Annotated in this window: 12 protein-coding genes; 8 read left to right on the forward strand and 4 right to left on the reverse strand. The window is 69.2% G+C overall.

The genetic code is table 11. The annotated features are described in order from the left end of the window. Positions 1–9: 9 nt before the first annotated feature. Together LXN57_RS46355 and LXN57_RS46360 are read left to right on the forward strand one after the other, a co-directional pair. Positions 10–972 carry an ATP-binding cassette domain-containing protein gene (locus LXN57_RS46355; protein ID WP_251804709.1) on the forward strand — a complete coding sequence of 321 codons (963 nt, stop codon included), beginning with the start codon at positions 10–12 and terminating at the stop codon, positions 970–972. Continuing rightward, positions 969–1736, forward strand: a complete 768-nt coding sequence (locus LXN57_RS46360) for an ABC transporter permease (protein WP_251804710.1) — start codon at positions 969–971, stop codon at positions 1734–1736. The genes LXN57_RS46355 and LXN57_RS46360 overlap by 4 nt, the downstream gene beginning before the upstream one ends. On the opposite strand, the gene LXN57_RS46365 is transcribed toward LXN57_RS46360, so the two are convergent. Next, complete coding sequence (locus LXN57_RS46365; protein ID WP_251804711.1) at positions 1737–2084, reverse strand: MmcQ/YjbR family DNA-binding protein; 348 nt, start codon at positions 2082–2084, stop codon at positions 1737–1739. Between the two features lie 120 nt (positions 2085–2204). Between LXN57_RS46365 and LXN57_RS48135 the strand changes: the two genes are divergently transcribed. From LXN57_RS48135 to LXN57_RS46380, 3 genes are read left to right on the forward strand one after another with little or no spacing between them, the layout of a single operon-like run. Further along, positions 2205–2897: a DivIVA domain-containing protein gene (locus LXN57_RS48135; RefSeq protein ID WP_285904764.1), complete on the forward strand. Its 693-nt coding sequence runs from the start codon at positions 2205–2207 to the stop codon at positions 2895–2897. Positions 2898–2949: 52 nt separating this feature from the next. Then, positions 2950–3753 carry a hypothetical protein gene (locus LXN57_RS46375; protein WP_251804712.1) on the forward strand — a complete coding sequence of 268 codons (804 nt, stop codon included), beginning with the start codon at positions 2950–2952 and terminating at the stop codon, positions 3751–3753. 9 nt (positions 3754–3762) lie between these two features. After that, positions 3763–4896 (forward strand): DUF3500 domain-containing protein, encoded by a 1134-nt coding sequence (locus LXN57_RS46380; protein ID WP_251804713.1) that lies wholly within the window; start codon positions 3763–3765, stop codon positions 4894–4896. A gap of 44 nt (positions 4897–4940) precedes the next feature. Here the strand turns inward: LXN57_RS46380 and LXN57_RS46385 are convergent, their stop codons facing one another. Beyond that, on the reverse strand, positions 4941–5780 hold the full coding sequence (locus LXN57_RS46385) for a LysR family transcriptional regulator (RefSeq protein ID WP_251804721.1): 840 nt from the start codon (positions 5778–5780) through the stop codon (positions 4941–4943). A 101-nt stretch (positions 5781–5881) separates the two neighbouring features. On the opposite strand from LXN57_RS46385, the gene LXN57_RS46390 reads away from it, so the two are divergent. The 3 genes from LXN57_RS46390 (at position 5882) to LXN57_RS46400 (ending at position 8275) form a co-directional block, all read left to right on the forward strand. Next, positions 5882–6604 carry an SDR family oxidoreductase gene (locus LXN57_RS46390; protein ID WP_251804714.1) on the forward strand — a complete coding sequence of 241 codons (723 nt, stop codon included), beginning with the start codon at positions 5882–5884 and terminating at the stop codon, positions 6602–6604. Between the two features lie 13 nt (positions 6605–6617). Beyond that, positions 6618–7037: a VOC family protein gene (locus tag LXN57_RS46395; protein WP_251804715.1), complete on the forward strand. Its 420-nt coding sequence runs from the start codon at positions 6618–6620 to the stop codon at positions 7035–7037. 782 nt (positions 7038–7819) lie between these two features. After that, complete coding sequence (locus LXN57_RS46400) at positions 7820–8275, forward strand: GNAT family N-acetyltransferase (protein WP_251804716.1); 456 nt, start codon at positions 7820–7822, stop codon at positions 8273–8275. 62 nt (positions 8276–8337) lie between these two features. Here LXN57_RS46400 and LXN57_RS46405 read toward each other — a convergent pair whose 3' ends face one another. Together LXN57_RS46405 and tnpC are read right to left on the reverse strand one after the other, a co-directional pair. Beyond that, on the reverse strand, positions 8338–8628 hold the full coding sequence (locus LXN57_RS46405) for a barstar family protein (RefSeq protein ID WP_251804717.1): 291 nt from the start codon (positions 8626–8628) through the stop codon (positions 8338–8340). Positions 8629–9059: 431 nt separating this feature from the next. Continuing rightward, positions 9060–10550 (reverse strand): IS66 family transposase, encoded by a 1491-nt coding sequence (gene tnpC, locus LXN57_RS46410; protein ID WP_251804718.1) that lies wholly within the window; start codon positions 10548–10550, stop codon positions 9060–9062. Positions 10551–11159 lie beyond the last annotated feature (609 nt).

An 11159-nucleotide genomic window follows, 5' to 3' on the forward strand; every position in this document is an offset into this window, starting at 1 on the left:
CCTCGGGGCATGACAGAGATCGCCATCGCGGCCGAGGGGCTGCGGAAGACGTACCGGGGTGTGGCGGCGCTCGACGGGTTCCGGCTGAGCGTGCCCGCCGGAACCGTGTGCGGGCTGCTCGGGCCGAACGGGGCCGGCAAGACCACGGCCGTGCGGATCCTGGCCACGCTGCTGGACTTCGACGCCGGACAGGTCACAGTGGCCGGAGCCGATGTGGCCCGGCGCCCGGAGCAGGTGCGCGAACGGATCGCGCTGACGGGACAGTACGCGGCGGTCGACGGCTCGCTGACCGGGCGGCAGAACCTCGTCCTGTTCGGGCGCCTGCACCACCTCGGACGCCGTGCCGCTGAGGCGCGGGCCGACGAACTGCTCGAACAGTTCGACCTCACCGGCGCGGCCCACCGGTCGGCCGCCGAGTACTCCGGCGGCATGCAGCGGCGCCTCGATCTGGCCGCCAGCCTGATCCGGGCGCCGCAGGCGCTCTTCCTCGACGAGCCGACCACCGGGCTCGACCCGCGCAGCCGCAACCAGGTCTGGGACACCGTCCGCAAGCTGGTCGCCGACGGCGCCACCGTGCTGCTCACCACCCAGTACCTGGACGAGGCGGACCAGCTGGCCGACCGGATCTCGGTCGTCGACACCGGACGCGTCGTCGCCGAGGGCACGCCGGACGAGCTCAAGGCGGCGATCGGCGTCGACCGGCTCGAGGTCGTGATCCGCGAGCACGACCGCCTGACCGAGGCGGCCGCCCTGCTCGGACGCATCGGCGCGGTCGACACCGACGTCGACACCCGGCGGCTGCGGGTCGCCGTCACCGACCGGCTGACGGCGCTCGTCGAGGCAGCCCGGCTGCTGCGGGACGCGGCCGTCACCGTCGACGACCTGGGCATCCGCCGTCCCACGCTGGACGAGGCGTTCCTGAGCCTGACCGGCCACCGCACCGACACCGACACCCAGAAGGAGACCCGATGACCACCGCCCTCGCCGACGGCTGGGTGATGACCGGCCGCTACCTGCGGCACGTCGTGCGCGAACCCGAGCAGATCATCATCTACTTCTCCCTGCCCATCATGTTCGTGCTGGTCTTCGGGTACGTGTTCGGCAGCGGCATGGCCGTCGGCGGCGACAGCTACCGCGAGTACCTGCTGCCCGGGGTCTTCGTCATGACCCAGCTGTACGGGCTGGGCGCCACCGCCACCGCCATCTCGCTGGACATCAGCCGCGGCGTCGTCGACCGGTTCCGCTCGATGCCCACCGCCCGCTCCGCGCTCATGGTCGGCCGCAGCACGGCCGATCTGGCCCGGGCCGTACTGGAGATGATCGTGCTGGTGGTCTGCGGCCTGCTCGTCGGCTGGCAGTGGCACCGCGGCATCGGCGCCGCGCTGGGCGCCATGGGCCTGATCCTGCTGCTGCGGCTGGCGCTGACCTGGGTCGGCATCTTCCTCGGCAGCATCGTGCCCAACCCCGACACGGTCAGCCTGATCGTCTTCCCGCTGGCCTTCCCGCTGACCGCCCTGTCCAACGTCTTCGTGCCGCCGGACCGGATGCCGGCCTGGCTGGGCGCCATCTCGGAGTGGAACCCGATCTCGGCCACCGTCGCCGCGGCCCGGGAGCTCTTCGGCAACCCGGGGGCCGGCAGCGAGCACGCCATCGCCCTCGCCGTGGCGTGGCCGCTGGTGCTGCTCGCGATCTTCGCGCCGCTCGCGGTGCGTCGCTACCGCCTGCTCGGACGGTAGTCAGCCCGTACTGTCCGAGCGCATCTGCCAGGCGTCGCCGATAAGTTCTTGCAGCCGCGCACTGGTTACCTCTGGTAGCCGCAGCATCACCAACGGCAGTCCGTCGTACGAGGGGATCGTGAAGAAGAGCTCTGGTTCACCCAGGACCAGAGCTTGCTTCTCGGCCTCGTCACCCACGTAGAGGACCGCGACATCGGTCCGGATGACACGCGGCTTACCCGGCTCACGCTGCGGATACGACCAGACGAAGCCCCGGTTGTGGACCCGGAAGTCGAAACCGTCGCTGTCGATCTCGACCACGTCGGGCAGGGCGAGCGCGAGTCGGCGCACATCGTCGGCGTCGGCCACCGGGAGAACCCTTCCGCAAGTGTTGGGTCGGCGACTGATGTTATGACACCTGAGCGGACTCCAAGGGTCTGTGCGTAGGATGCCTCGGCAGGTCGAAACAGAGGGGAACCGAGGAGCACGATGCCGCTAACTCCAGCCGACGTTCACAACGTGGCGTTCAAGAAGCCGGCGATCGGCAAGCGCGGATACGACGAGGAAGACGTCGACGCGTTCCTGGACGAGGTCGAGCAGGAACTCACCCGGCTCCTCGAAGAGAACCGCGCCCTGCACGACCAGGTGCAGCGCCCCGGGCCGAGCGGCCCGGCGGCGAACGGGCCGGGCAACCGGGCCATGGAAGCCGAGCTCTCCGACCTGACGGCCCAGCTGGGCCGCCTGCAGGAGGCACGCGCCCGCGCCGAGCAGAACGCGCGCAGCATGCAGACCCAGCTCGAGCGGGCCCGGCGCGAGACGCCGTCCGGCCCGCCGCCGTCAGCCGGCGACGGCCAGGATTCGCCCGTGCTGATGATGGCGCGGCGCACCGCCGACGACCACATGCGGGACGCCCGGGCCGAGGCCGATTCGCTGATCGGCTCGGCCCAGTCCGAGTCCGACAAGGTCACCAGCGACGCGCAGCTGACCGCGAGCACGATCGAGAGCGACGCCCGCCGCAAGCACACCGAGGCCATGAACGGCCTGGTCGACAAGCGCAACCAGTTGCTCGACGAGATCGAGCGGCTGGGCCAGCTGGCACAGACCTACCAGCAGGCCCTGGGCGACCACGTCCAGCGCCAGCTGCAGGAACTCGACAGCGCCAGCGGGCGCGACCTCGACTGACACGCGCGCCCGCCGTGGCCGGCATCGCCGCCGGTCACGGTAGATTCGCCGGATGAAGACGGTCAGCCGCCGCCTCGCGCTGTGGCGCGCCGATCTCGAGGCCGGGGTCTGCGCCGCCCCCGAAGAGGCCGCCGAGGCCCTCGGCGAGCGCGACAAGGTCATCGTCGTGATGGACAACCGGCAGACCGTCCAGTGCGAGCTGCGACAGGACGTCGAGTGGCAGCTGACCGGTCTGACCTGGCCGGCCGCCTTCCCGCCGGGCGTGCTGGTCACCGTCACCTGGCACCCGGCCCGCGACGACTTCGTGATCCGCCCCGACCCGCTCGACGACCCGCTGCGCGTCGACGGGGTCGACTACTTCTACGCGTACGACCCGAAGGTCGTCACCCGCGACTACCAGCCCGACCAGTCGAACCGCGCGAAGGTGCTGCACACCGTACGCAAGCTCGGCCGGGTCTTCGACGACGGCAGCGCCGTCCTCAGTGAGGAACTGCTGGCCAAGCGGTCCGGTCTGGGCCGTGGCGCCAAAGGCGCGTTCCTGCTGCGCAACGCGGTCGACCAGCTGATCCGCGAGGGTTTTCTGACCCGGGTGACCGGCAGCGTCGACCCGGCCGGCCATCCGTCCTACCCCGCCCTCGACGGTCAGGCCGAGACCGACATGGTGTTCTACGCCCCCATGGTCGAGCCCGTCCCGGCCGAGTCGCACCGCGGCGACCACTGGGTGAGCGGCTTCATCCGCAAGCTCCCCCGCGGCGCCCAGCCGTCCCCGAAGCAGCGAAAGGCAGCCGAGAGCGCGGGCATCGGCCCGCTGGCCCCCGGCTACACCTTCGTCAAGAAGCACCACCGCAACGGTTAGGTTGATCTCATGGTCGATGACGTAGCCGCCCGGATGGCCGAGGCCGCCCGGTCCTGGCTCGAGCTCTTGACCGACGACCAGCGCGCGATCGCCGACGGTCACGGCCCGTCCGGCGACGCCACGGACGGCGAGCGGCGACGCTGGTTCTACACCCCGACCGACCACGGTGGACTGACGTTCCACCAGCAGCGGCCCGCCCAGCAGCGCGCGGCCATGCGGCTCGTGGCGTCCGGCCTCTCACGGCCCGGCTTCGTCACGGTCGCCACCACGATCGGGCTCGAGAACGTGCTCGACCACGCCGAGGGTTTCGTCGCCCGCTTCGACCGCGAGCGAGGCCGTGATCCCGGGCTCTACTACCTGCGCGTCTTCGGCGAGCCGAGCGGCCACGGCACCTGGGGCTGGCGCTTCGGCGGCCACCACGTCTCGCTGAACAACCTGGTCGCGGACGGCGAGCTGGTGGCCACGACGCCGTGCTTCATGGGCGCCGACCCGGCCACCTCCGAGCTGCTCGGCGGCGCGGTCAACCGCCCGCTGGCCCGGGTCGAGGACCTGGCCCGCGAGCTGGTGCGCTCGCTCGGCCCCGACGACCAGCGCCGCGCGATCCTGTCCACCCGGGCGCCGTCCGACCTGGTCACCGGCAACCGCACCGACATCGGCGAGGGCGACCGCGTCATCCCGCTCGCCGGCATCTGGCGCGACGAGCGTTTCAGCGACCCCGCCGAATGGCGGAAGCTGCGCGCCGCGAGCGACGCCATCGACGCCGCTTCGGCCTACGGCGAACCCGAGCACCGTTCCCTGGAATACACCGCCCGGCCCAAGGGCATCCCCGGCCGCGACCTCAACCCCGGTCAACGCGAGCTTCTGTACGCGTTGCTGGGCACCTATTTCGGCCGCGTTCCCGAGTCGGTCTCCCCGCTCGCGGCGTACGACGAGGCCGCGCTCGACCTCGTGCACGTCGCCTGGGCCGGCTCGACCGAACCGGGCGCGCCCCACTACTACCGGGTGCAGGGCCCGCGTCTGCTCCTCGAGTGGGACAACACCCAGCGCGACGCCAACCACGCCCACTCGGTCTGGCGCGACCCCGGCCACGACTTCGGCCTCGACGTGCTGAGCGCCCACCGCCGGGAACACCACACGGCTTGAGTTACTTGTTTCGGAATGCGAGCCGGCCACGTCGAGGCTGACAGCTAGAGCTGGACTGCCGTCTTGACCAGGGCGGCGACGGCCTGCGAGCGGCTGTGGGCGGGCCAGGCGAGAACCGTGGTGACGTGCGGGGCGTCGGTCAGCGGGACGGCGACGTGGGCGCTCCACAGCCAGGAGCGGGACGACGCGCAGAGCACGGCTGAGGCGTGCCCGAGCGCGATCAGCTGGGCCAGTTGGGACAGGTCATGGATCTCGGGACCGGGCCCCGGCTCGTACGTGCCGTCCTGACGCGGCCAGCGGGCCACCGGCAGGTCCGGCAGGCCGGTGACGTCGGCCAAGGTCAGCGAGCGTCGCACCGCGAGGGGGTGGTCAGCCGGCAGGATCGCGACCTGCTGCTCGGTCAGCAGGTCCTCGGTGTCGAACCCGGCCAGGGCGTCGAACGGGCGCTGCATGAACGCGACGTCGGCCCGGCCGTCGCGCAGCATCCGGGCCTGGTCACCCATCCCGCACAGCACGACCTCGATCTCGGCCGCCCCGGGCTCGGCGGCGTGCGCGTCCAGCAGCTGGCGCAGCAGGTCGTGGTTGGCGCCGGCCTTGGTCGCCAGGACCAGCCGGTTCGCGCCCGTCGCTGCCCGCTGGGTGCGACGAGCGGCCGCGGCGGCGCCGTCGAGCAGCGCCCGGGCCTCGTCGAGCAGCACCCGTCCGGCGTCGGTGAGCGCCACACCGCGGCGGTCGCGTTCGAGCAGGGCGACGCCGAGACGACGTTCGAGCTGCTGGATCGCCCGCGACAGCGGCGGCTGCGCGATACCGAGACGCTCCGCGGCCCGGCTGAAGTGCAGCTCCTCGGCCACGGTGACGAAGTAACGAAGCTCGCGGGTCTCCAGCGTGTCCACCGTCCGACGATACTGCGGTGATACCGGTCAGGTATCACAGACCACCGTAATGATGTAAGCAGCTGACCCCGCGGCGAGCCAGCATCGGCGTCATGAGCGACAACAAGACCGCGCTGATCACCGGCGCGAACAAGGGACTCGGGTACGAGATCGCCGCCGGCCTGGGCGCCCTCGGCTACCGCGTGCTGGTAGGCGCCCGTGACCGGGCCCGCGGCGAAGCGGCCGCGAAGACACTGCGGGCGGCCGGGCTGGAAGCCCAAGCCGTGCCCCTGGACGTCACCAGCGACCGCAGCGTCGCCCAGGCGGCCGAGCTGATCGACAGCCTCGACGTCCTGGTCAACAACGCCGGCATCTCCGGCCCGACCGGGCCGGGCTGGGAGCAGGACCCCACCGTTCTCAACCTCGACGTCGTCCGGGAGGTCGTCGACACCAACGTCTACGGCGTGATCCGGGTGACCAACGCGATGCTGCCCCGGCTGCGGCGTTCGCCATCGCCGCGCATCGTCAACGTTTCGAGCAGCGTCGCCTCGCTGACCTGGCAATCGGACCCGGCGGTCGAGGTAGGCCCGATCATGGCGGCCTACTCCCCCACCAAGACCTACCTGAACGCCCTCACCGTGCACTACGCGCGCCAGCTGGCCGGCACGAACATCCTGATCAACGCCGCCTGCCCCGGCCTGGTGGCGACCGACTTCACCGGCAACACCGGCCGCCCGGCGCGAGAGGCCGCAGCCACCCCGATCCGGCTGGCCACCCTGCCCGACGGCGGCCCAACCGGCACGTTCACCAACGACGACGGCGTTATTCCGTGGTGACCACGCTGTGGGCGTGCAGATCGATCTGATCGCCCTCATTGTCGACGAGTACGACCCGGCCATCGCGTTCTTCACCGGCGTGCTCGGCTTCGACCTCGTCGAGGACTCGCCGTCGCTGACCACCGACGGCCGGCCCAAGCGCTGGGTGGTCGTCCGGCCGCCCGGCGCCCAGACCGGCATCCTGCTGGCCCAGGCCGACGGCGACCGCCAGCACGCTGCCGTGGGCGACCAGGCGGCCGGGCGGGTCGGATGGTTCCTGCGCGTCGACGACTTCGAGGCAACGCACCGGAGGCTGACCGACGCGGGCGTCGTCTTCGTCCGGGAGCCCCGCGACGAACCGTACGGCCGGGTCGCGGTCTTCGTCGACATCGCGGGCAACCGCTGGGATCTACTCGGTCACCCCCCTGAACGAGCACAGGTTGACATCGATTGATCCGTCACGCTGCGTAAAGCCGCTCGGTGCGCGAATGCGTGGATCCGATGTGAGTACATCCGCCGCGACCGACCTATCGAATTGATCCTGTGGACGACGTCAGCAACTATTGGACATGTGAGCGACGCCGAGAGTCTAGTAGAGCTGCAGATCAACGACGTTCGGAATTCTCAATGGACCGAGGCGACTGCGACCGTACGAAACCTCCGTGGCAGGGTTTTCCTCGGCGCCAGATTTCAGCGAGTGAGCGGCTCGGGGGACCCGATCGATCTCGAACTTACCCACATCGTGTGGTACCAGAGAACGGTCGACGAGATCCCGGTCGGCCACTCGGCCCTGGTTACGCTACGTGGATCGGGCGCCCGCCTCCTTCGGCCCGGCACCACAGCTGACGGCTGGCAGAGCATCGAGGGCCGCAACGGTCCGAGTCACGGTGCTTGAGTAGTGGCAATTTGAGCCGTGACCCTAACCTCACGCAGCTCCTGCTGAGGCCGGTTGTCGTTACCACCGCGACCATCCTGTTCCGCCGCCGAGAAGGCTCGACGGCTCGGACTTGCGGTGTCACGTTGAGTAGCGCTGAAGCAGGAGCCGGTAGTGAAGCCGTGGGTCGACCGCGGTGTCAGCCAGCCAACGAGATAACCGCTGTCGACGCAGCGACGGCGGCGCGGGCCACGAACCTTATCGGCGGCAGAAGAGGACGCGCCGAGCCCCGGCTCCAATAAGGTGACCACGCGGAGGGCCAAGTGGCTCGGGCAGTGCAGGATACGGACATGATTTGTCGCGTGTCGCCGGCCGTGGCTGGGCTTTTCGAAACCGTAGTGCGGCGCTTCGCCGGTGATACGAACGGTGCTGTTGCCTTCGCCCAGTCCCCTGGGACTATCGCGTTCGTCGCTGTGGAAGATCACGACGTCCAGGGCTGGTGTTGGGGCTATCTGTTGGCCAGGCCAGATGCGACCACCATGCTGTATCTGCACAATCTTGAAGTGGCAGAGCATTGCCGGAGGCAGGGCATCGGTCGCGAGCTGCTGCGGTCGTTCATGGCGGCCGGAGCGGAACTCGGTGCCAGCAAGATGTTCCTGATCACGGGTGCGGAAAACAGGGCGGCGCGCAGTCTATACGAGTCGATGGGAGCGGGTCTGGCAGCGCAGGGGCCGACGGTGAACTACTGGTTCCCGCTGGCGCCGACCGTCTCTGCTCCAGACCCTAGCGAGTTCAGGCACCCCGATTCCTCGGTGTGATCCTTGTTTCCGAGGCCGCCCACGATCGGCGGCATGAGAGGGCGCTGACCAGCGCTGGGACACTACCCGAGTTCGTACGTGAAACGATCGGTCCAGTGGAAGGCCGCGTCCTGTTCGACGGTCTTCTGGAGTATCCGTTCGATGCGGTCAAACGTCAGCGGACCCATCGCGGCGCGGCTGGTTCCGGATGCAGCCCAATGCAAGTGGACAGGCCGCTCGACGTCGGCACTCAGCCGATCCCACAACGCGTCCAGGTTCGCGCCGTAGTGGCGGCCGAAGTCAAGCAAGGCCGCCAGCTCGCGGTGAAAGTCGCGCTCAGACTTCACCCGGTTGCCATCGAGGACTACTCGCACCCGAGGATGCTATCGGCCACGCCAGCGGCTCCTGCCGCCGGTCGCACGCTCTCGGCAGCCAGAAAAGGATGCGCGATCTTAGAAGCAATTCCGTTGCTATGCCCGGTGGACCTCCGGCACCGTCGAGCAGAACGCGACTCGCGGCAGATCGGTACACCTCTTACCGCCAACGGCGACCGTCCTCGAACGCGGCCCCCTCCGGGACCTACCCTACAAGGGACGGGTGGCGGTCACATTCGTGAGGTTCTCCCCGAGCCAAACCGCCGCCCGTCTCAACTCCTCACGCCCAGCGCACCATGGCCGCGCCTTGTCTGCCAAATGAGTACGGGTATTCGTCAGGCGTACAGCACCGAGAAGTAGCCCCGGACGACCCCGAGGATCAGGGCAAGGAGGGCGATGATCCTCCACCGGCTTCGAGGTGACTGTTCAGGTCACGCGACGGTCGGAGGCATCCATGGGTTGCCGAGGAGTGCGTTGCGTAGTTCGGTAGCCGTGCGGAGGCCGTTCTTGCGGATGGTCGAGATGTAGCCGCGGATCGACAGGAACGTTTGGGCGCCGGTGAGGGTGCGGAAGCCGCCGCTGACCCGGGTTTTGGATTTGACCATCCGGACGGCCTGCTCGGCGACGTTGTTGGAGAACGTGACGGTGAAGTCGGTGGCGAACCGCAGGAACTCGGGTTTCCGATCGCGTAGTCGTAAGGCCAGGTTCCGGGCCGGTGTCTGCCTGCCGGGCCGGGCTGGGTGGATCCTCAAGGCCCGCTCGACGAGCCGGTCATAGCGGGTGAACAGGTCGTCGAGCTTGAACGGCGGCAGCGCCGTGTGGTCTCGGGTGCGCCAGTGCGCGACCCAGCGGTGGGCGTCGCCGAGCAGGTTCACCAGGTCTTCGGCCCAGCCGTCGGTGCGGGCTTGTGGGTCGAACTCACCGATCCCGGTCGCCTCGCGCAGGATGTGCGCATTGCATAAGGCGTGCGTGGCCGTGGTGAAGCCGTCGTAGCCGCTGTAGGCGTCGTGGACCGCGACGCCGGTGAAACGGGGCAGGATCCCGAACGCAGTCATCGACGCGACTGCCCGGCCGTGTTCGTCGATGTGATACGCGGTCAACCGGCCGGTCGCGGCCGCATGCAGCCAGTGGTTACGCCCGGCGACGCGCGTCACGGTCTCGTCGAAATGCGCCACCGGCGCGGCAGTGATCGCGTCTTTGATCGCCTCATTGGCCGGTGCGACCGACGCGGCCATCCGGGCGCAGGCGGTCATCACCCAGCCGGGTGACACCTCAATCCCGGCGAGGTCGGCGAGGATTTCGGTGATCCGGGCGACCGGGATGTGGTGCTGAGCGGCCAGATAGGCGGCCAGCATCGTGACAATCGGCCCGTATACCGCCGGCCCGGTCACCCCGGCCGGGGCGGTCGCGCGGGTCCGGGTGCCGCAGCCAGCACAGGCCAGCAGGTGCAACAGATGCGCGGTGACCCGCACCTGCACCTCGGGCACGTCGAAGACCTGCCGGATCACCGGTTCGGCGGCCGGGCCGGCGGCCGGGTCGAGCCGGTCACCACAGCCGGCACACACCGCCGGGAAATGCGGGATCTCCTCGTCCGGGACTGCCACCTGCGACAACGTGGTGCCCGAGGTCCCGGGCTGCTTACCGGGCTTGCGGCCACTACGGCCACGCATCGACGTCGGCGGCGGCTTATCGAGACCGTCCGACGACGGCGGCTTGGACGAGTTCTTCGAGTTCAACCCCAACCGGCGCCGCAAGTCGGTGTTCTCCGCACGCAGCACCGCATTCTCTTCCCGCAGTGCCGCGTTCTCCGCCTCAAGGCCACCGACTCGCGCAGAGAGCTCGTCCAGCCGTGCCGCCAGCCCGACGACAACAGCGGCGAGTTCGTCGTAGGAAGGACGCTCACCACCCCGGCCAGGCACCACACCAAGATCATCCCACAGTGGACGCCACACCCCGAACCCGGAGGCTCACATCGAATTCAAGCGACCTGAATAGTTACGCTTCGAGGTCTTTTTATCTTCAGGAACGCCAAGACTCCGTACGCTCCCGCAGTTGCAGCGGACCAAAATGCGGCGACGGGGATCCGACCAGAGTTGCAACCCGCGGGCGCCGGCAGGGTCATCGCACAGATCTGATGCCGCGGCACTGCAAGCCACCAGTAGGTGCCCCACGCCACCGCCAGTAAAGCGCCGCATGAAGCCAGCACCCACTGACTCGTCCTGATGTTTCCGGAAGGCACAGACAAGAGGATAGGCGAACCGGTAACGCAGCAGCTGTCCCGCCGCGCGGCAGCACCGTGCATCAGCACCGCAACCACCGTACGGAGCGTGGCGTCCGCACCGGGCGCCGAGCACGACCGGCGGCATGGCCGTGAGCCAGCCGTCATTTCACGCCGTAATGCTGGGTAGCGACCTGATCGCGGCATGCGAGTGCGTCTCAGGTGCGTAAGAACTCGGCGAATTCAGGCGGTTGAAGCATTTGCCTCTACGAGTTCGGCGAATATCTCGGAGGGCTTCTTCCAGTTATGGATC

Origin of the sequence: Paractinoplanes hotanensis (assembly GCF_023717965.1) — a bacterium.
Classification (GTDB): domain Bacteria; phylum Actinomycetota; class Actinomycetes; order Mycobacteriales; family Micromonosporaceae; genus Actinoplanes; species Actinoplanes polyasparticus.

Excerpts from the sequence above, each read along its gene's own strand:
- LXN57_RS46355 (WP_251804709.1), top strand. The coding sequence starts at position 10 with ATGACAGAGATCGCCATCGCGGCCGAGGGGCTGCGGAAGACGTACCGG.
- LXN57_RS46380 (WP_251804713.1), top strand. The coding sequence starts at position 3,763 with ATGGTCGATGACGTAGCCGCCCGGATGGCCGAGGCCGCCCGGTCCTGG.
- LXN57_RS46390 (WP_251804714.1), top strand. The coding sequence starts at position 5,882 with ATGAGCGACAACAAGACCGCGCTGATCACCGGCGCGAACAAGGGACTC.
- LXN57_RS48135 (WP_285904764.1), top strand. The coding sequence starts at position 2,205 with ATGCCGCTAACTCCAGCCGACGTTCACAACGTGGCGTTCAAGAAGCCG.
- LXN57_RS46360 (WP_251804710.1), top strand. The coding sequence starts at position 969 with ATGACCACCGCCCTCGCCGACGGCTGGGTGATGACCGGCCGCTACCTG.
- LXN57_RS46375 (WP_251804712.1), top strand. The coding sequence starts at position 2,950 with ATGAAGACGGTCAGCCGCCGCCTCGCGCTGTGGCGCGCCGATCTCGAG.